Below are 22,237 nucleotides of genomic sequence, written 5' to 3' on the forward strand. Positions count from 1 at the left end.
GCGGGTCCCAGCACCGGCCGCGCTGCGCCGAGGACGTAGGGGAAGACGATCCTCGTCGACGACAGCGGAGGTTGGCAGTGAGCACACGCGGAGTGGTGTTCGTCCACTCGTCGCCGACTGCGGTCTGTCCGCACGTCGAGTGGGCGCTCTCGGGCCTTCTCGGAACGCGGGTCTCCCTCGAGTGGTCCGCGCAGCCGGTGGCGTCCGGTCAGATGCGGGCCGAGTGCACCTGGAGCGGTCCCGCCGGTAGCGGCGGGGCGCTGGCGTGCGCGCTGCGGGCCTGGTCGATGCTGCGGTTCGAGGTGACCGAGGAGCCGAGCCCCGGCGTGGACGGGGAGCGGTTCATGCACGTCCCCGGCCTCGGCATGTGGCACGGGCGCACCAGCGCCAACGGTGACGTCGTGTTGCCCGAGGACCAGCTGCGCACGGTCATGGCCGAGCACGGCGGCGCCGGGCTGTCCCGGCAGCTCGACCAGCTGCTGGGCACCGCATGGGACGACGAGCTGGAGTCCTTCCGGTTCGCCGGCGACGGCGCGGCGGTGACGCTGCTGACCCACCGGGTCGGCTGAGCCCGGCCGGGCCGGGCAGACTGTCGCCCATGGGGGGCGAGGAGTGAACGGCCGGGCAGCGATCACGGTGGGCGTCCTGCTGGTGGCCCTGGTGACCGTCGGCGGGGTGGCGTGGACGGTGTCCGGGACGACCCGGTCCGGTGTCGCTCCCGCGTCCGCACCGCAGGCCGTGCCCGACAGCGGCGCGGGCAGCAGCGAGGTGACCATCAGCGCGGGTGCCGCCGAACACCCGGCCGCCCAGCTGGTCATGCAGCAGGTGCAGCTCTACTTCAACGCCGTCAACGGCCGCGACCACGCGACCTGGACCCGTGTCGTGAGCCAGGAGACGGCCGACCGGCAGCCCCGTGAGGCCTGGCTGGAGGGCATCGGCTCGACCACCGACGGCACCATCCGCATCGACCGGATCGACTCCGCGACCGGTGGCGGCGTGCTGGCCCTGGTCCGGTTCATCAGCGTCCAGGACCCGAACGACGGCCCGCCCGGCCTGCACGTCGGCCGGATCTGCTGGCAGGTCGCCTACCCGATGGCGGGCTCGCCGCCCCGGATGGACATCGGCGACCCCGACGGGATCCTGCGCGCGCCGTGCTGAGCGCCGCGCGGGAGCGCGGCCGGACCGGGCGGGACCCCGGCACCCGACGTCGGCCGGGGACCCCGCACGGTCGTCAGGCCTTGGTGAACACCAGCGAGGCGTTGTGCCCGCCGAAGCCGAACGAGTTGTTCACGGCGGCGTCCACGACCATCTTCCGGGGCTCGCCCGCCACGACGTCCAGGTCGACCTTCGGGTCCTTGTCGGTCAGGTTGAGCGTCGCCGGGACGATGTCGTCGCGCACGGTCAGCAGCGCGATGATCCCCTCGACGGCCCCCGCCCCGCCCACCAGGTGCCCGAGCGCCGACTTCGGCGCGGTCAGCACCGGGTGGTCGCCGAACGCACGCTTCACGGCGGTCGCCTCGCCCACGTCGCCGACCACCGTCGAGGTGGCGTGGCAGTTGACGTGGGCGATGTCGGAGGCGGACAGGCCCGCCCCGGCCACCGCCTTCTGCATCGCCCGGATCTGGCCCTCGCCCTCGGGGTCGGGCCCGGTGATGTGGTACGCGTCGGAGGTGAGTCCGATCCCGGCGAGGCGACCGTGCACGGTCGCGCCGCGGGCCTTCGCGAACTCCTCGCGCTCGAGCACCAGCACGCCGGAGCCCTCACCGAGGACGAACCCGTCGCGCCCGGTGTCGAACGGCCGGGAGGCGCGCTCCGGGTCGTCGTTGCGGGTGGACAGGGTCCGCGACTGCACGAACCCGGCCACGGTGATCGGCACGATGCAGGACTCGGCGCCGCCCGCGAGGACGACGTCGACCTCCCCGTCGCGCAGCAGCTTGTAGGCCCAGGCCAGGGCCTCGGCGCCGGTGGCGCACGCCGAGGCGGGGGAGTGCACCCCGCCCTTGGCCTTGTACTCCAGGCTCACCAGGGCCGCCGGACCGTTCGGCATGAGCATCGGGACGGTCAGGGGGGACACCTTGCGCAGCCCGTGCTCCTCGAGCAGGTCGTCCTGCGCGAGCAGCGTCGGCGCGCCGCCGATGCCCGCGCCGATGACGACGGCGAGCCGCTCGGCCTCGACCGCGGCCCCGTCCTCGCCGGGGACCGCACCGAGCCCGGCGTGCGCCCAGGCCTCCTTGGCGGCGACCATCGCGACCTGCTCGCAGCGGTCCATCCGGCGGGCCTGCACACGCGGCAGGACCTCGGTGGGCTCGACGGCGAGCTGGGCCGAGATGGACACCGGCAGGTCGAACCGCTCGGTCCAGTCGGCCCGGGTGGTACCCACCCCGGACCTCCCGGCGAGCAGTGCCTCCCAGGTGGAGGCGGCGTCCCCGCCGAGCGGGGTGGTGGCCCCGAAGCCGGTGACGACCACTCCGTCGGTCATGACGTCTCCTTCTCCCCGGCGGGCAGTGGTGCCGGTGCGCGCCCGCCGGTACGGATCACTGGTGCTTGGCGATGAAGTCGACGGCGTCGCCGACGGTCTTCAGCTCGGCGAGCTGGTCGTCCGGGATCTTGGCGCCGAACTTGTCCTCGGCCTGCACCGCGATCTCCACCATCGACAGCGAGTCGATGTCCAGGTCGTCCACGAAGGACTTCTCGGGGGTCACCTCGGCGGTGTCGATGCCGGCGACCTCCTCGACGATCTCGGCCAGCCCGGTCAGGATCTCGGCGTTGTCAGCCACGATGGTTCTCCTTGCGCAGTGGTTGGGGACGGGTGCCAGGTCCGCGACGCCCCGTCAGGGGCAGACGACGACCTGTCCGGCGTAGGACAGTCCTGCGCCGAAGCCTACGAGGAGCAGCACGTCGCCGGACCGTACCCGGCCGGCCGTGCGCATGTGGTCCAGCGCCATCGGGATGGACGCCGACGAGGTGTTGCCGGAGTGCACGATGTCGTCGGCGACGACCATGTCCTCCCGCGCGCCCTTCTGCCGCAGCTTCTTGGCGATCGCCTCGACGATGCGCAGGTTCGCCTGGTGCGGGACGAGCACGTCGATGTCGGCAGGGGTCAGCCCGGCCCGCTCGATGGCGTCCAGCGCGACCGGGGAGATCGCCGTCGTCGTCCAGCGGAAGACCGCCTGGCCCTCCTGGTACAGCTTGTTCGTGGTCTCGCCCAGGATGCGGATCGTGCTCGCGTGCTCGCCCGAGCTGCCCCAGCTGACCGGGCCGACGCCCACCTCGTCCTCGGTCCCGGCCGGTCCGAGGAGGGCGGCGCCCGCGCCGTCGGCGAAGATGATGCAGGTCGAGCGGTCGTCCCAGTCGATCCAGTCCGACAGCTTCTCCGCGCCGATGACCAGCACGTGCCGGGCCGACCCCGCACGGATCATGTCCGAGGCGACGGCGGTGGCGTAGCTGAAGCCCGCGCAGGCGGCGTTGAGGTCGAACGCGGCGGCGCCCTCGGCGCCGAGGCCGGTCGCGACCTGGGCGGCGGCGTTCGGGATCGGGTTGGGCATCGTGCAGGTCGCCACGATCACGGCGTCGAGCCCGGACGGGTCGAACCCGGCGTCGGACAACGCCGCGGTCCCGGCCGCCATCGCCATGGCCGGCAGCGGGGTCTCGGCGTCGGCGATCCGGCGCTCGGCGATCCCCACACGGCTGCGGATCCACGCGTCGTCGGTCTCGACCCGCTTCTCCAGGTCGGCGTTGGTGACCACGTGTTCGGGCTGCCAGCTGCCGATGCCCAGGATGCGGGCGCCGGCGACGGCCGGGCTCAGTCGCATGCGGCTCACTTCCCGTGCTCGGAGATCAGGTCGACGGCCGCGTCGAGCTGGTCGGGGGTCTTCAGCGCGAGCGTCGGCGTGCCCTTGATCGCGCGCTTGACCAGGCCGGTCAGCGTGGCGCCCGGGGGCAGCTCGAGGGTCGCTGCGGTGCCGCGGTCGGCGAGGGTCTGCATGCAGGCGTCCCAGCGGACCGGTCGGGTGACCTGCGCGACGAGCCGGCGCACCGCCTCGGGGCCGGACTCCACGACCCCGCCGTCGGCGTTGGACAGCAGCGGCAGCGCCGGGTCCGACACCGGCACCGACGACGCGTGGGCCTCCAGCGCGGCACGTGCCTGCTCCATGTGCGCGGTGTGGAACGCCCCGGCGACCGGGAGCTCCTTCACACGCGCCCGCTCGGGCGGCGACGCGACGAGCTTGCCGATCGCGTCCTTCGCTCCGGCGGCGACGATCTGACCCGCCCCGTTGCGGTTGGCCGGGTCGAGCCCCAGCTCGGCGAGACGGGCCAGCACGACCTCCTCGTCGCCGCCGAGCACGGCGGCCATCGAGGTCGGCGCGACGGCGCAGGCTGCGGCCATCTCGCGACCACGTACCCCGGCGAGGGCGACGGCGGCGTCCTCGGCCAGCACACCCGCGATCGCGCAGGCGGTGACCTCGCCGATCGAGTGCCCGGCGACGACGGTCCCGGACGGCAGCTCGACCCGCTCGCGCAGGCGGCGGGCGGCCAGCAGGCCCAGGGCGACGATCAGCGGCTGGGTCACCGCGGTGTCGGTGATCTCCTCGGCGTCCGCGGTGGTGCCGAGCCGGGCCAGGTCGAGCCCGACGGCCTCGGACCAGCCGGCCACGGCCTCCGCCGCGGCCGGATCCTCCAGCCACGGAGCGAGCATGCCGGGGGTCTGGGCCCCTTGGCCGGGTGCGAGCAGGGCGATCACGGGGACATCACACACCTCTCGGGGTCGGCGCCGGGATACCGGTTACGACGAAGTCCGTCCGCCGAAGTTGTAGGGTTTCTACTACATGACGGTGTGACCCGGGCCTCGTTACCGATCCGTAGGGGTCGGTGTTTGTAGGGTTCACGACAACGACCCGCCCACCGGAACCCGGGTGCCGTCCGCAGCGGGATCATGCCCCCCGGTGCGGTCCAGCGGTGTCAGCGGGGTGTGCGCGGCGACCGCCGCCCCGTCGGACGCGCGGGCGGTGCGGTCCGCGACGAGCGCGGCGCGCAGCACGAAGGCCTCGCGCGGGTCGGTCGGCGAGCGGCCGACGAGCTCACCGATGCGCCGCAGGCGGTAGCGGACCGTGTTGGGATGGACGTAGAGCGCGCGGGCGCATCCCTCCAGGCTGGCGCCGCCCTCGAGATAGGCGGCCAGCGTGCGCAGCAGCTCGCCGCCGGTGGCGTGCAGCGGGGCGAGGACGTCGTCGGCGAGCCGGCGGCGTGCGGCCGGGTCCCCGTGCAGGGCCCGCTCGGGCAGCAGGTCGGCGGCGTCGACCGGGCGCGGGGCGTCGGGATGCCCGGGTGCCGCGGCCAGCCCGGCCAGCGCCTCGGCGACGGCGGCACCCGCGGTGGCGAGGTCGGTGCTGGGCGGGCCCGAGACCACCGGACCGGGGCCGAAGTGCGCGGCGACCTCGGCGAGGACCCGCGTCGTGACCGCGCTCGTCCCCGGTGCGGGCCCGGGCCCGGCCGGCGCCGGGCGCGTCGAGGTGGTCTCGGCGAGCCGGTCGGCGACCCGCCGGGCGGGCCTGCCGGTCAGGTGCAGCAGGACCACCAGCCGTCTGCCCTGGACGCCGACCAGCACGTCGTGGCCGAGCCGCGCGGCGACCCGGCGCAGCTCGACGATCAGCTGCGGGGACTCCGGGCCGGAGCCGGGGGCCGAGCCGACCAGGCAGTGCACCGGTGCCGCCGGGTCCCAGCCGAGCGCGGCGGCCCGGGAGACGAGGGCGCCGTCGGTGTCACCGCGCAGCACGGCGTCGACGACCAGCGCCTCCAGCCGGGCGTCCCACGCGCCGCGGGACTCCGCGGCGCCCGCATAGACGGTGGCGGCGGCGAAGGCGATCTCCCGGCCGAAGCGCAGCACGGCCTCGGTGAGCTCGTGGCGCTCGGCGCCGTCGTCGGCGAGCGGGGGCAGGTGCTCCTCGAAGACGTCCGCGGCGATGCGCACCAGCTCCACGGTCTGGCGGAGGCTGATCCGCCGGGCCAGGTCGCGCGGCGCGATCCGGAACGCCTCCGCGGTCAGCGGCGTGGTGCGGTCGGGTTCGCGCAGCCAGGACACGAAGTTCGCGACCCCGGTCTGGGTCACCAGGGCCACGCCCGCGCGCTGGTCGGCGGGCAGCAGCGCGAACCACGGGCAGCGTCGCTCCATCTCCGCCAGGCAGGCCGCGGCCAGCCGGGAGGAGGCGAGCTCGAGGCGGCGCAACGTCGCGTCCGCGACCGGGTGGCGGTGCACGTCGGGCAGCATGACACGACGATGGACGCACCCACAGGACACGTCACGCTGTATCGCTCCGGCGCACGGGCGCGCACGCGTACCGGCTGGCTGGACTCGCGGCACAGCTTCTCCGCCGGCGCGCACTACGACCCCGCCAACACCCACTTCGGACTGCTCCTGCTGCACAACGAGGACCGGCTCGTGCCGGGGCGCGGTTACGACGAGCACCCGCACCGCGACACCGAGATCCTCACCTGGGTGCTGGACGGCGAGCTGGAGCACCGCGACAGCGCCACCGGGCGGACCGTGCGCGTCGGGCCGGGCGGGGCGCAGTACCTGGGCGCCGGGTCGGGGGTGCGGCACTCCGAGCACGCGACACCGGAGGGCGGCGTGCGGTTCGTGCAGATGTGGGTGGTGCCCGAGGAGCCGGGTGGCGACCCGCGCCACCTGGTGCGCGCGGCGCAGACGTGGCCGCACGACGGCACGGTCGTCCTGGCCTCGGGCCTGGAACGGCACCGCGACACGACACTGCTGCCGCTGCGTCAGCGCGCTGCGGCGCTGTCGGTGGCGCGTCTGGGACCGGGCGCGGTCACGGCCCTGCCGAGCGCCCCGTTCGTCCACCTGTTCGTGGCACGGGGGGACGCCCGGGTGGAGGACGTGCCCGACAACGACCTCGGCACGGGCGACGCGGCCAGGATCGTCGACGACGGCGGCCGACGGGTCACCGCCGGACCGGACGGAGCCGAGATCCTGGTGTGGGAGATGCACGCGGCACTGGGGTGGTGACACCCGGGGACCGCGGAACGCGGCCGGGACGGGCGGTGCCCCGGCCGGGGGAGCTGCTGCCGGTCACCGCGCCGGGCGGGTGACCGGGCGGCTCAGAGCGGCGTGACCGCGCTGGCCTGCGGCCCCTTCTGCCCCTGCTCGATGTCGAACGACACGCGCTGGCCCTCGTCGAGGCTCTTGTAGCCGTTCGTCTGGATCGCCGAGTAGTGCACGAACACGTCCGCACCACCACCGTCGGGGGCGAGGAAGCCGTAGCCCTTCTCGCTGTTGAACCACTTGACGGTGCCTTCTGCCATTCCTGCTCCCTGGAGATCATCGGCCCGGAGCACTCCGCCCCGGACCGCGGGCCAGCGGCGCGCACGGTCGACGCCCTGGTCAGGACGGCGAGTCGCGAGGACGAGTGATCACCGCCACCGCCGTCGCGCGGAGCCTATCGTGATCTGCGACTCCCGGGGAGGGGCGAAAACGAGACGGCCCGCCTCCCGTAACGGGGGGCGGGCCGTCCTCGGGCGCGTCGGGGTCAGGCGGCCCCGCCGTCGCCGATCTGCGGGCCTGCGGCCTGCGGGTCGTCGATCTTGTAGCCGCTCGCGGCCTCGGCCGCGGTCTCGGTCTTCACCAGGCCCTGCTTCGCCAGCGCCGAGAGCGCGCCGACGACGATGGACTCGGCGTCCACCGCGAAGTGACGGCGCACCGCCGGACGGGTGTCGGACAGGCCGAACCCGTCGGTGCCCAGGGACAGGAACGGCGCCGGGGACCACTGGCGGATCTGGTCGGGGACCGCACGCATCCAGTCCGAGACCGCCACGACCGGGGCGTCGCCGTGCTCGCCGTCGCCCAGCTTCTGGGTCACGTAGGGCACGACCGGCTCGTCACCGGGCTTGAGCAGGTTGGCGTGCTCGGCCTCGACACCGTCGCGGCGCAGCTCGCCCCAGGAGGTGACCGACCAGACCTCCGCGCGGACGTCCCACTCGTCGGAGAGCATCTTCTGCGCGGTCAGGGCCCACGGCAGCGAGACGCCGGAGGCGAGCAGCCGCACGACCGGACCGTTGCCCTCGGGAGCCGGGGCGAAGCGGTACATGCCGCGCAGGATGCCCTCGCGGTCGACGTCCTCCGGCTCGGCCGGCTGGCGGTAGGGCTCGTTGTAGACCGTCAGGTAGTAGATGACGTTCTCGGGCTGCTCGCCGACCATCCGGCGCAGGCCGTCCTGGACGATGTGCGCGACCTCGAAGGAGAACGCCGGGTCGTAGGCGACGACGGCCGGGTTGGTCGCGGCCAGCAGCAGCGAGTGCCCGTCGTTGTGCTGCAGACCCTCACCGGTCAGCGTGGTCCGGCCCGCGGTGGCGCCGACGAGGAAGCCGCGCGCCATCTGGTCCGACGCGGCCCAGATCGAGTCGCCGGTCCGCTGGAACCCGAACATCGAGTAGAAGATGTAGATCGGGATCATCGGCTCGTCGTGCGTGGCGTACGACGAGCCCGCCGCGGTGAACGACCCGACCGACCCGGCCTCGTTGATGCCCTCGTGCAGGATCTGGCCCTGCTCGGACTCCTTGTAGGCGAGCATCAGGTCGGCGTCGACCGAGGTGTAGTTCTGCCCGTTCGGGTTGTAGATCTTCTGGCTCGGGAACATCGAGTCCATACCGAAGGTACGGGCCTCGTCCGGGATGATCGGCACGAAGCGGGCGCCGATCTCCTTGTCCTTGATCAGCTCGCGGAGCAGCCGGACGAACGCCATCGTCGTGGCGACCTCCTGCTTGCCGGAGCCCTTCTTGACGAAGTCGTAGACCTTGTCCCCCGGCAGCACCAGCGGCTTGCTCGCGGTGCGGCGCGAGGGCAACGGGCCGCCCAGCTGGCGGCGGCGCTCCCGCAGGTACTGGATCGCCTCGTCCTTCTCGCCCGGGTGGTAGTACGGCGGCAGGTACGGGTCGGCCTCGAGCTGCTTGTCGGTGATCGGGATGCGCTGCTCGTCGCGGAACTGCTTGAGGTCGTCGAGGGTCAGCTTCTTCATCTGGTGGGTGGCGTTGCGGCCCGCGAAGTGCGTGCCCAGGCCGTAGCCCTTGATGGTCTTGGCCAGGATGACGGTCGGCTGGCCGTGGTGCGCGGTCGCCGCGGCGTAGGCCGCGTGCACCTTGCGGTAGTCGTGCCCGCCGCGCTTGAGCTTCCAGATCTCGGCGTCGCTCATCGGCTCGACGAGGGACCTGGTGCGCGGGTCGCGGCCGAAGAAGTGGTCACGGACGTAGGCGCCGTCGTTGGCCTTGTAGGTCTGGAAGTCGCCGTCGGGCGTGGTGTTCATCAGGTTGATCAGGGCGCCGTCGCGGTCGCCGTGCAGCAGGGTGTCCCACTCGCGGCCCCAGATGACCTTGATGACGTTCCAGCCGGCTCCCCGGAAGAACGCCTCCAACTCCTGGATGATCTTGCCGTTGCCGCGGACCGGGCCGTCGAGGCGCTGCAGGTTGCAGTTGACGACGAAGTTCAGGTTGTCCAGGCCCTCGTTGGCCGCGACGTGGATGAGGCCCCGCGACTCGGGCTCGTCCATCTCGCCGTCACCGAGGAAGGCCCACACCTGCTGCTGGCTCGTGTCCTTGAAGCCGCGGTCGCCCAGGTAGCGGTTGAACCGCGCCTGCATGATCGCGTTCATCGGGCCGATGCCCATCGACACCGTGGGGAACTCCCAGAAGTCCGGCATCAGGCGCGGGTGCGGGTAGGACGGCAGACCACCGCCCGGGCCGGCGTGGCTGAGCTCCTGGCGGAAGCCGTCGAGCCGGTCCTCGGACAGTCGTCCCTCGAGGAAGGCGCGGGCGTAGATGCCGGGGGAGGCGTGACCCTGGATGTAGATCTGGTCGCCACCGCCGGGGTGTTCCTTGCCACGGAAGAAGTGGTTGAAGCCGACCTCGTACAGCGTCGCCGAGGAGGCGTAGGACGAGATGTGCCCGCCGACGCCGATGCCCGGCCGCTGCGCGCGGTGCACGGTCATCGCGGCGTTCCAGCGCAGCCAGCGCCGGTAGGTGCGCTCGACGTCCTCGTCGCCGGGGAACCACGGCTCCCGGTCGGTCGGGATGGTGTTGACGTAGTCCGTCGCGGTCAGCGACGGGACGCCCACGTGCTTCTCGCGGGCACGCTGCAGCATCGTCAGCATGAGGTAGCGGGCGCGCTGCTGTCCGGCGTTGTCCAGGACCGCGTCCAGGGAGTCCAGCCACTCGGCCGTCTCCTCCGGGTCGATGTCCGGCAGGTGGGCGGCCAGCCCGTCCCGGATGACGTTGACGCGGCGGTTGTCGTCGCCGGGCCTGCTGCTCTGCGCGGTCAAGGGTTCTCCCTGCCTGATTCCGTCGGTGGCCGGGATCGCCCGGCCCTGTCGTTCTCTCGCCGCCGGCATGTGGGCGGCGTCGCGGCCGGACCCGATGGTCGTGACCGTGGCCAGGGTCCATCGTGCCTGTTCCGGCGCGTGCCCGAAACTCGTCGTTCACGGTCACGGGTGCTGGGCGCGAGGATAGGTACTACTCGTACGTAACTGAACGGAGGGCCGGGTGACCTGCGCGTCACCGTCCCGACGGCACCGGGCCGGTTGCATCCGGTCGTGCCCCCGTGATCGGATGCCCCATCCGATTTCGCGCGAAGGGTGGCGCCCGCACGCGGAACCGAAGACGATGGACTGCGTGAGCAGCGTGAAAGGGGAACGAGTGGTGACCGCGGCAGATGCCGGTGCGTCCGACATCGCGGCAAAGCTCGGCATCGAGCCGGGCATGATCGTCCAGGAACTCGGTTACGACACCGACATCGACGACCAGGTCAGAGAGGCCGTCGAGGACACGACCGGTGAGGAGCTCCTCGACGAGGACGCCCAGGAGGTCATCGACGTCGTCCTCCTGTGGTTCCGCGACGGGGACGGCGACCTGATCGACACCCTGGTCGACGCCCGGACGCCCCTCTCGGACGAGGGCTTCGTGTGGGTCCTGACACCCAAGACCGGCCGTGACGGCCACATCCAGCCCTCCGAGATCGCCGAGGCGGCTCCGACCGCCGGGCTGTCGCAGACGTCGAACGCGACGCTCGGGGACGACTGGGTGGGGTCGAAGCTCGTGCCGCCGAAGCAGGGGAAGGGCAAGCGCTGACAGCGGTCGTCGAGGGCGCGACCGCCCCGGCCTTCGAGCTCCCCGACCAGAACCGACAGCCGGTCTCGCTGGCGTCGGTACTCGGGTCGGGGCGCTCTGCGCTGCTGGTGTTCTACCCGTTCGCCTTCTCCGGGATCTGCGGCGGGGAGCTGACCGCCGTGCAGGCGTCGCTCCCCGACTTCCAGAACGACGCCACGCAGGTGCTGGCTATCTCGTGCGACCCGACGTTCTCGTTGGGTGCGTGGGCGTCGTCGGCCGGTTTCGGGTTCCCGCTGCTGTCGGACTTCTGGCCGCACGGGGCCGTGGCATCGGCGTACGGGGTGTTCGACACCGCGAAGGGGATGGCCTTGCGGGGGACGTTCCTGGTGCGGCCGGACGGGACCGTGTCGTTCGCCGAGGTGAACCGGCCGGGGGAGCCGCGCGACCAGGAGGGGTGGCGGCGGGCCCTCGCGGTCGTGTGAAGATGTCCGTCCCGGGCGCGTAGCTCAGCGGGAGAGCACTCGGTTTACACCCGAGCGGTCGCAGGTTCGAACCCTGCCGCGCCCACGCTTCTGACCTGAGGTTTCTTCCCCGCCAAGATCATCGAACGGTCCGCGTGACGCGTTTCGTGACACCAGCGGCTCGTATCCTCACGTCATGACACGGGCGAAGGCCGGTCGCCGGAGGCAGCGCGGGACGATCGACAGGCTGCCGAGCGGTGCCCTGCGCGTCCGCGTGTACGGCGGGCAGGACCCGGTGTCGGGGAAGCGGAACATCCTCGTCGAGGTGATCGAGCCCGGCCCGCGCCAGGAGGCCCGCGCCGAGGCCGCGCGGACGCGGCTCCTCAACGCCGTCGACGAGCAGCGCAGCCCCCGCACGAGCGCGACGCTGGACCAGCTGCTCGACCGGTACCTGGAGACCCTCGACGTCGGCGCGACCACGCTCCGCGCGTACACCCGGTACCTGGAGCTGCACGTCCGCCCGTTCCTCGGTCGGACGAAGGCCGGCGCCGTCGGTGCGGAAGCCCTGGATTCGCTCTACGCTGAGCTGCGCCGCTGCCGTGACCACTGCTCCGGGTCGGCGAAGCGCGTCGACCACCGGACGCCCCGCGATCACGAGTGCGACGACCGGTGCCGTCCACATCGCTGCCGGCCGCTGGCGCCGGCCACGATCCGGCACATCCACTTCGTGCTGAACGGGGCGTACTCGCGCGGGGTGCGGTGGCGCTGGGTGTCCGTCAACCCGGTCGAGTTCGTCTCGCCGCCCGCGAAGCCGCCGCCGGACCCGCAGCCGCCGTCCGCGGCGGAGGCGGCGCGGCTGCTGAACGAGGCGTGGCGGGATCTGGACTGGGGTGCGCTGGTCTGGCTGTTCATGACCACCGGCGCCCGCCGCGGCGAGCTGTGCGCGCTGCGCTGGTCGAACGTCGACCTGGAGTCGGGGACGCTGACGATCCGTCGGGCGATCGCCCAGGACGGCCGGGCGTTGCAGGAGAAGGACACGAAGACCCACCAGCAGCGGCGTCTCGCGCTGGACGCGGAGACCGTCGAGGTGCTGTGCGCCCACCGGGCGCGGTGCGACGAGCGGGCCCGTGCGCTCGGGGTCGAGCTGCGCCCGGAGGCGTTCGTGTTCTCGCTGGCGCCGGACGGGTCGGCGAGTCTGGTGCCGGGGTCGGTGACGCAGCGGTACTCGCGGATGGCGGCTCGGCTGGGGTTGGACACGCACCTGCATAACCTGCGGCACTACTCGGCGACGGAGCTGATCGCGGCCGGGGTGGACGTTCGGACGGTCGCCGGTCGGCTGGGGCACTCGGGCGGCGGGGTGACCACGCTGCGGGTGTACGCGGCGTGGGTGTCGGAGGCGGACCAGCGGGCGGCGAGCGGGCTCGGGTCGCGGATGCCGGAGCGGCCGGCGGGGCCGGGGTCGGAGATGGAGCGGGTGCGGCGGGATCCGCAGTCGGCTCGGGAGCGGCTGGCGGTCGAGCTGTTGGAGCGGATCGAGTCCGGGGTCGTGCCGGTAGGTCGGCATCTGCCGGGGGTCAAGGTGCTGGCTGCCGAGCAGGGGCTCGCGCCGAGCACGGTGCACCGGGCGTTCGAGCTTCTGCGTGAGTGGGGTGTGCTCGTCGGTGCAGTGGGGGAGCGGCCGACGGTCGTTGTGCCGTCGGCCGTCGTCGGTCGCCCGGCCGCGACAGCCCCGCCGGAACCCGAGCAGCAGGAGCCCGTGGCCGGGCAGGCCGCGAGCTACTTCACCGTCGTCGTGCGGGGCCCGGGCGGGCGTCGCTATCCGGCCCGGGTGGTGACGGGCAACCTCGCCGACCCCACGACGTTCCGGGCCCACCTGATCGGTATTGCACGGATGGAGGAGCCGGAGGCCGTGGGCGAGGGAGAAGAGTGGATCGGACGCTACGAGATCGAGGTCGTGCCCCTCGGAGCACCGAACCAAGATCCGATGGTCCTCCGCTGGTGACTGTGGCTACGGCGTCGAGTCAGGTGCGGACGTGTGTGCGCGTCGCCGGAGGTAGCGGCGTTCGGCCTCGTTCTCGGTGAGGGCGGCAGCGGCGCGGTACTCGTGGTTCGCGCGGTCGTGCTCGCCGAGCTGGTCCAAGAGGTGGGCACGGACGGCGCGGGTGCGTTGCGCGACGAGGGGATCGTCGGAGATCCGGTGTTCGTGGTCGAGCTGGTCGAGCAGAGCCAGGCCGCGGCGGGGACCGAACGCCTGGGACACGGCGACGACCCGGGAGAGTCGTATCGGTGCGGTGGGTTCGAGGCGTTCGAGCCAGAGGTACAGGGCAGCGATCTGCGCCCAGTCGGTCTCGTCGGCAGTGCTCGCTTGTGCATGGGTCGCCGCGATGGCCGCTTGGAGCTGGTACGCGCCGACACGCCGCTGTCGCCAGGCGTCCTCGATGAGCTGTTGTCCCTCGGCGATGAGGTCGTGGTCCCAGCGGGCGCGGTCCTGCTCGGGGAGGACGATCAGCTCGTCGTCGGGGCCGGTCCGGGCGACGCGGCGCGCCTCGGTCAGCAGCATGAGCGCGAGCAGACCGGCGACCTCGACATCTTCCGGGAGCGAGGCGTGAAGTATCCGGGTGAGCCGGATGGCCTCGGCGGTGAGATCGACACGAGTGAGGCTGCTGCCGGCGGTGGCGGTGTATCCCTCGTTGAAGACCAGGTAGAGCACCCGCATCACCGCGGCGATGCGTCCGGTGAGGTCGTCCTGGTCGCGAAGCTGGAAGCGGGCGCCGGCCTTCTTCAACGTCTGCTTGGCGCGGCTGATCCGGGTTCCCATGGTGGTCTCGCTGGTGCCGTAGGCGTGGGCGATCTCCCCGGTGGCGAGTCCGCCTACGGCGCGCAGCGTGAGCGCGACCTGGGACACCTCGGACAGCGCAGGGTGGCAGCACAGCAGCAGCACGTGCAGGCTGTCGTCGTAGTCGACGCCGGCGGGTCCGAGCTGTGTCGGGTCGACCACTACGGGATCGAGGGCGGCGGCGTCTTCCTCACGGCGATGCGCAGCCTGTTCGGAGCGGATGAGATCGATCATCTTGCGGTAGGCGACGCGGATCAGCCAGCTCCGCGGCTCGTCCGGCACCCCGTCCTCGGGCCAGCGCTGACCGGCGATGATCAGCGCCTCCTGCGTGGCGTCCTCGGCGAGCTCGAACCGGCCGAAGCGGCGTACCAGCGCACCGGTGACCTGCGGCGTCTCGGTGCGCAGAATCTGTTCGATGCGCCGTGGTTCCACCCCTGCGGTGTCGTCGGCTGGAATCGGCATCAGGCGAAGTCGTCGCCCATGATCGGCCGGATCTCCATCGGCTCGCCGAGCACGTCGACCATCCGGGCGACGATGTCCTTGGCCCGCTCCAGGCTGGAGACGTCGATGATGGCGAAGCTGGCCAGCACCTCTTTCAGCTCCGCGAACGGACCGTCGGTCGCGGCGACACCGGCGTCGGTCTTGCGCACGGTGGTGGAGACGGCGGGGTGGCCCAGGCCCTCGCTCAGTACGAACTCCCCTGTCTCCCGCAGCTCGGCCTCGAACCTCTGGTAAGCGGCGAACGCGTCCAGAGCCTCCTGGCTCGGAGTGTCGGCGGTCTCGGCGTCCCACGACGCCGCGGGGGTGTAGCTCAACAGCAGGAACTTCACGATCGTTCTCCTACGAGGTGTCGGTATCAGTATCCGGTGGGGTTGGCATCGGTGTGGCGTCGGAGGCGCACTGCGCAGACGCTGACCCACGTGAACGCGATCAGGCCGGTGACAGCGATCTGGATGCTCGACCCGGTGGGCGAGACCGGTACCAGCAGGGCGAGCGCGACGAGGCCGTTGCCGGTGGAGATCCAGAACTGCCGACGGCGGATCGAGCGGACCAGGAGCGCAATGCACGCGCCTGCGAGGGCGAGGAACGAGGCCGCGGCCGCCGCTGTGTGCACGACCGAGTGCCACGACATCTCGACACTCCCGGTAGGGGCGCCGATGGGGAACCCGTTCTGCGGGTCCATCGTGAACAGTCCCGCGATCACGAATCCGGCACCGAAGGTGCTCAGAAGGATCGGCGCGATCCGCGAGCCCGCACCAGCGGTGACGAGGCGGCGATGGGCGACCGCGAGGGCGACCGCGCCCAATCCCGCGAGCACGAAGGTGACCTGCTGGACCCAGCCGAGATCACCGGTCGCGAGCTGGCTGAGCGGATGGATGCGGATGTCGAAGCCCGGCCGGGTCAGTGCCTGTACCGCGGACGAGACGTAGAAGAAGGGACCGGCGGACACAGCGGCGGTGAGCAGCGTGCGGGTCCGGAGACGAGCGCCGGCTACGGCGTCATACGCGGATTGCGGTGTGGTGGTCATGGTCTTCTCCAGCGTTCGCGGGCGTCGCCACCCCGGGCGGGGCGGTGTTTCACAGACACCACGGAGCCGATCCCGCCGTCTTGACATCGCTACACGGAGATTTCTGGGAGAACTTTCCTCGCCCTGCGATGTCGAGAAGCTGGCGGCCGTTCCGAGGTAGCGGTGAGCACGGCCCGCACGGTGGTCGCGCCGAACAGACTCGAGGAGCACGCCATGACCGACTACGCCGGCGCACACCCCGCGGGCACCCACGACCGCGATACCCAGGCGGCACGCCCCCAGCCCAGCGAGCGCCTCCGCGCGCTCGACCGGCTCGTCGGCACCTGGACCGTCAGCGGTGGTGCCGAAGGCACTGTCCGCTACGAACTGATGAACGGTGGACACTTCCTCATCCAGCACGTCGACCTCGAACAGAACGGCCAGACCGTCACCGGATTCGAGGTGATCGGACACCTGCACCCCTTCGGCGAGCCGGTCAGCACGGAGATCTTCTCCCGCTTCTACGACTCCGAAGGCAACACCTTCGACTACGTCTACGAACTGGACGGCGACACGCTCACCATCTGGGCCGGTGCCCAGGGCAGCCCTGCCTACTTCCGGGGAGTCTTCGCCGCCGATGACGGCATCATGACCGGCGACTGGGTCTACCCCGGAGGGGGCGGCTACCCCAGCGCCATGGTCCGGCGGTAACGCGCGTCCAGCGCAGTACGTGGAGCCACTTCCGAACTGCAGGTGGAGATCGACGCCACCACTCGCCAGTACTGCAACGGCAGTTGTCCACCAACCTGATCAACTGCCGTGCAGCACGGCATGGTTCCCGAGGCGCCCGGAGCGCCGATCCCGGTGTCTACTGCCGCTGCGAGTCTTGCGGGCCAGATACTCTCGGCAGAACTGTCAACGAGCCGTGGAGTGTCGTCGCTGTGGCCCCTCGTGGGACCTCCCAACGCATCGCGGAGGATCTCCGTCATCGGATCCGCGACGGCGTCCTGGTGCCCGGTTCGCTTCTGCCCTCGGAGGCGCAGCTCTGCGAGCAGTACGACGTGGCCCGGGGGACGGCGCGCGCCGCCCTCGCGTTGCTCGTGGACGACGGCCTCGTGGATGTCGTCCCTGGAGTGGGCCGCCGGGTTGCCGGCGGCACCGGAGCAGACCGGACCACGGCGTACGGCCGCATCGCCGGGGACCTCGCCGAGCAGATCCGCGCTGGAACGCTGGCGCCGGATGCCCCGCTTCCGAGCGAGGCTGCCGTGATGGAGCAGTACGACGTCTCCCGCAACACCGCGCGTCGCGCGTTCAAGGTGCTGGCGGAATCGGGGGTCGTGGTCGTGCGTCACGGAGTCGGGGCCTTCGTGCGGCCCGCTGAGTCTTAGAGGTCATTTCAGAACGAGGTCGACGTGTCTGTTGTAGACGACAAGCGGCTATCTGACCTGCCGTTTGATCTGTCGTCGAGGGGTCAATGGAAACTCGACAAGTCGTTCTGAAACGACCTCTTAGAGCGTCCGGCAGTAGAGGTGGCCGTGTGTCGGTGTTGGTAGAGACACGGACCTGCAAGTGATCATGGGATTGCTGATGTCCTGATGATCGTGTGGAGAGTCCGTGCCTCTGCTGCCAGCATCTCTGATCGAGCCCTTGTGGGGCGAGTTCGCCGCTCTGATCGGGTCTGACCGGCCCGAGTTCGACCCGACCCATCCGTGGGGCTGTCACCGTCGCCGGATCTCTGATCGGGTCGTGTTCGACCACGTCGTTGCCGCTCTGGTGCACGGTAGTGGCTACGAACGCATCGCCACGCCGGGTTGCTCGGACCGCACCATCCGCCGCCGTCTCGATGACTGGGCCACCGCGGGAGTCAGCGAGGAACTGCTCCGCACCGCGCTGGCCGGTTATGAGCTTGGCCCCTGGTACCGGACACCTGTCCTGAGGCGGACGCCGTCCGCCGGGAAGGATGTCGTTCGTGCCCGCTCCTCACCCGCCGGAGTTCCGGCAACGCGCTATCGACCTGGCCCGTTCGAAGGTCAAGCCGATCTCGGAAATCGCCAAGGACCTGTCGTTGTCGGAGTCGTGTCTGCGGAACTGGGTCTCCCAGGCCGACGCAGACGACGGTGACCCGCGCTCCACACGTCTGTCGAGCGCGGAGAAAAGTGAGATCGTCGAACTCCGAAAGAAGGCCCGCCGGCTCGAGATCGAGAACGAGATCCTCAAGCGTGCTGCCGCGTACTTCGCCCGGGAGAACATCCTCCCAAAGTAGTTTTCCCGCTGGTCCGTGAACTCGCCGACGATGGATTCGACGTCGCGGTGACCTGCCGGGTCCTTGGCGTCCGCCGCCAGGGCTACTACGAATGGCACTCCGGGGCGACATCGCTACGGACGCAGGAGAACGAACTGCTCCTCAAACACATCGAGAAAATCCACGCAGAGTCCCGGGGCACCTACGGATGGCCACGTGTGCACGCCGAGCTCACCCTCGGACTCGGTATCACGGTGAACCACAAACGCGTCGCTCGGCTGATGCGCCAGGCCGGGATCCAGGGCCTCTACCGGCGACGCAACCACGGCTGCACCGTCCGGGACCAGCACGCCGACCCCTACACCGACCTGGTCGACCGCGACTTCACCGTCGACGGACCGGATGAGATCTGGTGCACCGACATCACCGAACACCCCACCCGAGAAGGGAAAGTCTACTGCGCGGCAGTCATCGATGTATTCTCCCGGAAAGCAGTCGGATGGTCCATCGCCGACAACATGCGCACCGAACTCGTCATCGACGCCCTCGGCATGGCCATACTCCGCCGACGCCCGCAATACCACGCCACGATCCTACATTCCAACCACGGCACCCAATTCACATCATGGGCATTCGGTCGACGTCTGGTCGCCGCTGGAATCGTCCCATCGATGGGCTCGATCGGAGATTGCTACGATAACTCTCTGGTCGAATCATTCTGGGGTACCATGCAACTCGAACTGCTCGATTCCAGAACCTGGAAAACCCGCGCAGAGCTTGCCACCGCCATCTTCGAATGGATAGAATGCTGGTACAATCCGTTACGGCGCCATTCCAGTATTGGGATGCTCTCCCCGAACGACTTCGAAGCAGCCCACACCCCGCCCGACCACACCCACTGACCCCACACCGTCGGTGTCCGGACTACGGGGCCAAGCTCAGTTACGACCAGATACTCGGCCTGGATCTTGACGATCTGGCGGTCGACGGATCGATCACCAAGGCACCAGGCGGAGGCGAGGTGGCCGGCCGCAGCCCTGTCGGCCGCGGCAAGCAGGGCACGAAACGGTCCGTGGCCTGCGATGACCAGGGCATCCCGCTGCACCTGGTCGCGGCGCGAGCCAACGACCATGACTCGCCCCTGCTGGAACCGACCTTGACCGGCATCGTGACGATGATCGGCCCGCTGCCCCGCCACCGCGACGCCCACGGTGGTGATCTGTTCCCGACCGTGCACCTGGACCGCGGCTATGACTCCGGCAAGACCCGTACTCTGCTGCACACCCTGGGCTTCACCGGCGAGATCGCGACCACGGGGGTCCCGGCTCCGATCCAGGCAGGACGACGGTGGCCCATCGAGCGCACGCACTCCTGGATGAACGGCTACGGCAAGCTGCGCCGGTTCACCGATCGCCGGAAGATCATCGTCGAGTTCTACCTCAACCTCGCCGCCGCGCTCACCGTGATCCGCCGGCTGATCAACCGTGCCCGCAGCCGCTACCGCTGGACAACCCGACCCACGACCCGTCGACTCCGATAACCATCAATCGCCGGACGCTCTTAGAGGTCGTTTCAGAACGACTTGTCGAGTTTCCATTGACCCCTCGACGACAGATCAAACGGCAGGTCAGATAGCCGCTTGTCGTCTACAACAGACACGTCGACCTCGTTCTGAAATGACCTCTTAACAGAGAACGCTACGGTCGCTCCATGACGAGCCCGGACGACGTCTGGCACGTGCACGGCGAGCGCGTGATCTACGACAACAAGTGGGTCTCTGTCGGCCTGGCCGACATCTCCCAGCCGTCGGGCGAGCGCTTCGAGCACCACACCGTCACGCTGCCCGCTGCGGCGATGACCGTCGTCCTGGACGACGCCGGCCGTAACGTCCTGCTGTCCTGGCGCCACCGGTTCGTGCCGGACCTGTGGAACTGGGAGCTGCCCGGTGGGCTGCTCGACGACGGCGAGTCCCCGGCTGAGACCGCGGCTCGTGAGGTCGAGGAGGAGACCGGGTACCGGCCCCGGTCGGTCGAGCACCTGGTGACGTTCGAGCCGATGGCCGGGACCGTGCGCAGTGCCCATCACGTGTTCCTCGCGCGCGGCGCGGTGCGGGTCGCGGACCCGACCGAGCTGAACGAGGGCACGTTCCGCTGGGTCCCGCTCGCCCACGTGCCGGGTCTCGTCGCGGCGGGGCAGGTCGGCAACTCCGGAGCGCTGGTGGGGCTGCTTCATGTCCTGGCGCTGTCGGGTCCGACGGCGCCGTCACGAGCCGAGTAGCTCCCGGATGCGGCGTCGCTGGCGCTCGGATCCGGTCCGCCCGGCCAGTCGGCCGGCCTGTGCGGCCTGGGCCTGGGACTCGGCGGCTTCGCCGCGGGCCCGGAATGCGAGTGCCAGGTCGACGCGGAGCCCGACCTCCGCGCGGGCGTACTGACCCTCAGGCATCGCGGCCAGGGCGACGCCGAGGTCGTCGATCGCCGACACCTCACCGAGCCGGGCCAGGCAGTGTCCGCGCCAGCGCGCGAGGTGTCCGGCGTCGAGCATCAGGTACGGCAGCGCGTGCTCCGGCTGGGCCGGGAGCGCTGCGGTGGCCGCATCGAGTGCCCGCAGCGCGGCATCCCGCTCGCCGAGGGCCGCGAGGGCTTCGCCCCGCGCGGCTTGCAGCCAGGCGACCAGCTCGCTCGGGATCGGTCCGCGGGCCGTGGCCTGTGCCGAGGTGATCAGGCCGAGGGCGTCGGCGGTCCGTCCGGCGTCGAGCAGGATGAACGCCTGCTGTGCTCGGGCGTAGCCGAGCCCGGCTGCCTGCCCGCTCTCCCGCGCGGCGGCGGTCGCGACCTCGTGCAGCCGCCACGCCTCGGGCAGTCGCCCCATGTCGAGGGCCTGCCATCCGGCGAGTGCGGCGGCCTGGCCGAGCTCGTCGGCGGCGTGCTCGCGCGCGGTCCCCGGTAGCGCGTTGCGGACCAGGTTCCGCACGGTCTCGACGTGCGCGACGGCCTGGCCGTGCACCGTGATCCCGCCGAGTCGGCGGTCCAGCAGGCGGAGCGTCTGGGTCTGCGACCGCAGGAGATCGACCAGGCCGGGGTCGACGCGGGTGAACTCCGGCAGCTCGAACGGCTCGGTAACGAGGTCCTCGGCCATCGGCTCGGGGCTCGGTGGTTCGACGAGGCCCAACTCGGCGGCGGAGCAGCGGTACACCTCGCAGAGCAGCTCGCGGTAGAAGTCGCCGACGACGCCGTCCTGGTTCTCCCAGACGGCTACGCGGCGCCCGAGGCTCTCGTCCTTCGGGAGCTGCTCGCCCCGCCGGGTCGCGGCCGCCCGCAGCTCGTGCAGCAGCCGAGCCTTCTTCCAGCCGCGCTCGGCGCGGACCTGCGCGAGCCGGTTGCCCATCGACGCCCCCTCGTCAGTGCGGGGCGGTGCCCGGGGTGTGGGTGGCCGGTGGTGCGTCGTCAGGAGTGCCCGTTGCGGCAGGTCGCGGTGTGTCTGCTGGAGAACCGGCCGTTGCCGGTCCGGCTCGCGCACCTGGCCGACGTCGTCCCCTGCGCCCGAGCGGGCCGGGACTCGGCGGCCGACCGGCACCGAGAGCGGGCGGAGCTGGACGCGTTGCCGGGGCTGTTCGCCGCCCCGGCTCGGTCCCCGGAGCGAGGGGACACGTCGTGATCGAGGCGAGCACGCAGGAGATGGGACGGCCCGGCGACGGGTTCTTGGCGGAAGCACACCGCCGGGCCGCTCTCACCAACCAACAGGAGGTAGGAGAGGTGTTCACCGTAGACCCGAGCCCCGGGCGGGGCGAGAAGCTGGACTGGCGGGCCCGCGCGGCCTGCTGCGACGTCGATCCGGAGCTCTTCTTCCCGACCGCGACCGCCGGTGCAGCCCTGGCCGCGGAGGAGCGGCGGGCGCTGTCGGTGTGCGCGGGGTGCCCGGTCATGGCCGCGTGCCGGACGTGGGCCATCGCCGAGCAGCCGCACGGCATCGCCGGTGGGCTGACCGAGGACGAGCGGCGCCGCGCCCGCCGGGCCACGCCCCGGAGTCGTCGCATCGAGCGACGGCCGGCCGTCGTGCCCGTGCCGTCGCCGCGGACCGATCGGGCG

General features: G+C 71.3%; 22 protein-coding genes, 1 tRNA gene and 4 pseudogenes. 16 read left to right on the forward strand and 11 right to left on the reverse strand.

Annotated elements, in window-relative coordinates:
* Positions 1-77 precede the first annotated feature (77 nt).
* Both KPF47_RS38065 and KPF47_RS38070 read left to right on the forward strand, forming a co-directional pair.
* Positions 78-569: a DUF3145 domain-containing protein gene (locus tag KPF47_RS38065; RefSeq protein ID WP_224393161.1), complete on the forward strand. Its 492-nt coding sequence runs from the start codon at positions 78-80 to the stop codon at positions 567-569.
* Positions 570-636: 67 nt separating this feature from the next.
* Positions 637-1,158: a hypothetical protein gene (locus tag KPF47_RS38070; RefSeq protein WP_224393162.1), complete on the forward strand. Its 522-nt coding sequence runs from the start codon at positions 637-639 to the stop codon at positions 1,156-1,158.
* Between the two features lie 73 nt (positions 1,159-1,231).
* Here KPF47_RS38070 and KPF47_RS38075 read toward each other — a convergent pair whose 3' ends face one another.
* The 5 genes from KPF47_RS38075 to KPF47_RS38095 form a co-directional block, all read right to left on the reverse strand.
* Positions 1,232-2,479, reverse strand: coding sequence for a beta-ketoacyl synthase (locus tag KPF47_RS38075; protein ID WP_224393163.1), 1,248 nt, complete (start codon positions 2,477-2,479; stop codon positions 1,232-1,234).
* Between the two features lie 55 nt (positions 2,480-2,534).
* Entirely contained in the window at positions 2,535-2,777 is a 243-nt protein-coding gene (locus KPF47_RS38080) for an acyl carrier protein (protein ID WP_020623056.1), read from the reverse strand.
* Positions 2,778-2,831: 54 nt separating this feature from the next.
* Positions 2,832-3,812 carry a beta-ketoacyl-ACP synthase III gene (locus KPF47_RS38085; RefSeq protein ID WP_224393164.1) on the reverse strand — a complete coding sequence of 327 codons (981 nt, stop codon included), beginning with the start codon at positions 3,810-3,812 and terminating at the stop codon, positions 2,832-2,834.
* A 5-nt stretch (positions 3,813-3,817) separates the two neighbouring features.
* The gene (locus KPF47_RS38090) at positions 3,818-4,741 is read right to left on the reverse strand and encodes an ACP S-malonyltransferase (protein ID WP_224393165.1); all 924 of its coding nucleotides are present in this window, start codon (positions 4,739-4,741) and stop codon (positions 3,818-3,820) included.
* Positions 4,742-4,882: 141 nt separating this feature from the next.
* Positions 4,883-6,265 (reverse strand): CdaR family transcriptional regulator, encoded by a 1,383-nt coding sequence (locus KPF47_RS38095; protein ID WP_224393166.1) that lies wholly within the window; start codon positions 6,263-6,265, stop codon positions 4,883-4,885.
* A 9-nt stretch (positions 6,266-6,274) separates the two neighbouring features.
* Between KPF47_RS38095 and KPF47_RS38100 the strand changes: the two genes are divergently transcribed.
* Entirely contained in the window at positions 6,275-7,021 is a 747-nt protein-coding gene (locus KPF47_RS38100) for a pirin family protein (RefSeq protein ID WP_224393167.1), read from the forward strand.
* A 92-nt stretch (positions 7,022-7,113) separates the two neighbouring features.
* Here the strand turns inward: KPF47_RS38100 and KPF47_RS38105 are convergent, their stop codons facing one another.
* Positions 7,114-7,317, reverse strand: a complete 204-nt coding sequence (locus tag KPF47_RS38105) for a cold-shock protein (protein ID WP_020624180.1) — start codon at positions 7,315-7,317, stop codon at positions 7,114-7,116.
* 224 nt (positions 7,318-7,541) lie between these two features.
* Complete coding sequence (gene aceE, locus KPF47_RS38110) at positions 7,542-10,322, reverse strand: pyruvate dehydrogenase (acetyl-transferring), homodimeric type (protein ID WP_224393168.1); 2,781 nt, start codon at positions 10,320-10,322, stop codon at positions 7,542-7,544.
* A 373-nt stretch (positions 10,323-10,695) separates the two neighbouring features.
* On the opposite strand from aceE, the gene KPF47_RS38115 reads away from it, so the two are divergent.
* The 4 genes from KPF47_RS38115 (at position 10,696) to KPF47_RS38130 (ending at position 13,569) form a co-directional block, all read left to right on the forward strand.
* The gene (locus KPF47_RS38115) at positions 10,696-11,127 is read left to right on the forward strand and encodes a DUF3052 domain-containing protein (protein ID WP_020624178.1); all 432 of its coding nucleotides are present in this window, start codon (positions 10,696-10,698) and stop codon (positions 11,125-11,127) included.
* Positions 11,124-11,588 (forward strand): peroxiredoxin, encoded by a 465-nt coding sequence (locus KPF47_RS38120; protein ID WP_224393201.1) that lies wholly within the window; start codon positions 11,124-11,126, stop codon positions 11,586-11,588. Before KPF47_RS38115 ends, KPF47_RS38120 begins: the two co-directional genes overlap by 4 nt.
* Before the next feature lie 13 nt (positions 11,589-11,601).
* Positions 11,602-11,673 (forward strand) — tRNA-Val (locus KPF47_RS38125).
* A gap of 90 nt (positions 11,674-11,763) precedes the next feature.
* Positions 11,764-13,569, forward strand: coding sequence for a tyrosine-type recombinase/integrase (locus KPF47_RS38130; RefSeq protein WP_224393169.1), 1,806 nt, complete (start codon positions 11,764-11,766; stop codon positions 13,567-13,569).
* Positions 13,570-13,575: 6 nt separating this feature from the next.
* Here KPF47_RS38130 and KPF47_RS38135 read toward each other — a convergent pair whose 3' ends face one another.
* Genes KPF47_RS38135 through KPF47_RS38145 form a run of 3 tightly spaced genes read right to left on the reverse strand, consistent with a single transcriptional unit; the run spans position 13,576 to position 15,931 of the window.
* Complete coding sequence (locus KPF47_RS38135; RefSeq protein WP_224393170.1) at positions 13,576-14,865, reverse strand: RNA polymerase sigma factor; 1,290 nt, start codon at positions 14,863-14,865, stop codon at positions 13,576-13,578.
* The gene (locus tag KPF47_RS38140) at positions 14,865-15,233 is read right to left on the reverse strand and encodes a YciI family protein (RefSeq protein ID WP_224393171.1); all 369 of its coding nucleotides are present in this window, start codon (positions 15,231-15,233) and stop codon (positions 14,865-14,867) included. Before KPF47_RS38140 ends, KPF47_RS38135 begins: the two co-directional genes overlap by 1 nt.
* Before the next feature lie 26 nt (positions 15,234-15,259).
* Complete coding sequence (locus KPF47_RS38145; RefSeq protein WP_224393172.1) at positions 15,260-15,931, reverse strand: DUF998 domain-containing protein; 672 nt, start codon at positions 15,929-15,931, stop codon at positions 15,260-15,262.
* Between the two features lie 213 nt (positions 15,932-16,144).
* Between KPF47_RS38145 and KPF47_RS38150 the strand changes: the two genes are divergently transcribed.
* From KPF47_RS38150 to KPF47_RS38180, 7 genes and pseudogenes are all read left to right on the forward strand, one after another.
* Positions 16,145-16,621, forward strand: a complete 477-nt coding sequence (locus KPF47_RS38150) for a hypothetical protein (protein WP_224393173.1) — start codon at positions 16,145-16,147, stop codon at positions 16,619-16,621.
* 230 nt (positions 16,622-16,851) lie between these two features.
* Positions 16,852-17,298: a winged helix-turn-helix domain-containing protein gene (locus tag KPF47_RS38155; protein ID WP_224393174.1), complete on the forward strand. Its 447-nt coding sequence runs from the start codon at positions 16,852-16,854 to the stop codon at positions 17,296-17,298.
* A gap of 226 nt (positions 17,299-17,524) precedes the next feature.
* Positions 17,525-17,815, forward strand: a pseudogene (locus KPF47_RS38160) (IS5/IS1182 family transposase); the annotation flags it as partial.
* Positions 17,816-17,879: 64 nt separating this feature from the next.
* Positions 17,880-18,173, forward strand: a complete 294-nt coding sequence (locus tag KPF47_RS38165; RefSeq protein WP_224387616.1) for a transposase — start codon at positions 17,880-17,882, stop codon at positions 18,171-18,173.
* Positions 18,174-18,220: 47 nt separating this feature from the next.
* A pseudogene (locus tag KPF47_RS38170) lies at positions 18,221-18,961 on the forward strand (IS3 family transposase); the annotation flags it as partial.
* Positions 18,931-19,692 (forward strand): annotated as a pseudogene (locus tag KPF47_RS38175) (transposase); the annotation flags it as partial. The pseudogenes KPF47_RS38170 and KPF47_RS38175, both read left to right, overlap by 31 nt.
* A gap of 170 nt (positions 19,693-19,862) precedes the next feature.
* Positions 19,863-20,429, forward strand: coding sequence for an NUDIX hydrolase (locus KPF47_RS38180; RefSeq protein ID WP_224393175.1), 567 nt, complete (start codon positions 19,863-19,865; stop codon positions 20,427-20,429).
* Here KPF47_RS38180 and KPF47_RS38185 read toward each other — a convergent pair.
* Positions 20,415-21,536: a hypothetical protein gene (locus KPF47_RS38185; protein WP_224393176.1), complete on the reverse strand. Its 1,122-nt coding sequence runs from the start codon at positions 21,534-21,536 to the stop codon at positions 20,415-20,417. The two genes, KPF47_RS38180 and KPF47_RS38185, sit on opposite strands and share 15 nt — an antisense overlap.
* A 72-nt stretch (positions 21,537-21,608) precedes the next feature.
* On the opposite strand from KPF47_RS38185, the gene KPF47_RS38190 reads away from it, so the two are divergent.
* Positions 21,609-21,806 (forward strand): hypothetical protein, encoded by a 198-nt coding sequence (locus tag KPF47_RS38190; RefSeq protein ID WP_224393177.1) that lies wholly within the window; start codon positions 21,609-21,611, stop codon positions 21,804-21,806.
* A 137-nt stretch (positions 21,807-21,943) separates the two neighbouring features.
* Positions 21,944-22,183: pseudogene (locus KPF47_RS38195) on the forward strand (WhiB family transcriptional regulator); the annotation flags it as partial.
* Between the last annotated feature and the right edge of the window lie 54 nt (positions 22,184-22,237).

This window comes from Pseudonocardia sp. ICBG1293, from assembly GCF_020131355.1.
Taxonomy (GTDB): Bacteria; Actinomycetota; Actinomycetes; order Mycobacteriales; family Pseudonocardiaceae; genus Pseudonocardia.

Excerpts from the sequence above, each read along its gene's own strand:
- KPF47_RS38135 (WP_224393170.1), bottom strand. The coding sequence starts at position 14,865 with ATGCCGATTCCAGCCGACGACACCGCAGGGGTGGAACCACGGCGCATC.
- KPF47_RS38100 (WP_224393167.1), top strand. The coding sequence starts at position 6,275 with ATGGACGCACCCACAGGACACGTCACGCTGTATCGCTCCGGCGCACGG.
- KPF47_RS38130 (WP_224393169.1), top strand. The coding sequence starts at position 11,764 with ATGACACGGGCGAAGGCCGGTCGCCGGAGGCAGCGCGGGACGATCGAC.
- KPF47_RS38085 (WP_224393164.1), bottom strand. The coding sequence starts at position 3,812 with ATGCGACTGAGCCCGGCCGTCGCCGGCGCCCGCATCCTGGGCATCGGC.
- KPF47_RS38150 (WP_224393173.1), top strand. The coding sequence starts at position 16,145 with ATGACCGACTACGCCGGCGCACACCCCGCGGGCACCCACGACCGCGAT.
- KPF47_RS38185 (WP_224393176.1), bottom strand. The coding sequence starts at position 21,536 with ATGGGCAACCGGCTCGCGCAGGTCCGCGCCGAGCGCGGCTGGAAGAAG.
- KPF47_RS38145 (WP_224393172.1), bottom strand. The coding sequence starts at position 15,931 with ATGACCACCACACCGCAATCCGCGTATGACGCCGTAGCCGGCGCTCGT.
- KPF47_RS38105 (WP_020624180.1), bottom strand. The coding sequence starts at position 7,317 with ATGGCAGAAGGCACCGTCAAGTGGTTCAACAGCGAGAAGGGCTACGGC.
- KPF47_RS38075 (WP_224393163.1), bottom strand. The coding sequence starts at position 2,479 with ATGACCGACGGAGTGGTCGTCACCGGCTTCGGGGCCACCACCCCGCTC.
- KPF47_RS38095 (WP_224393166.1), bottom strand. The coding sequence starts at position 6,265 with ATGCTGCCCGACGTGCACCGCCACCCGGTCGCGGACGCGACGTTGCGC.
- KPF47_RS38180 (WP_224393175.1), top strand. The coding sequence starts at position 19,863 with ATGACGAGCCCGGACGACGTCTGGCACGTGCACGGCGAGCGCGTGATC.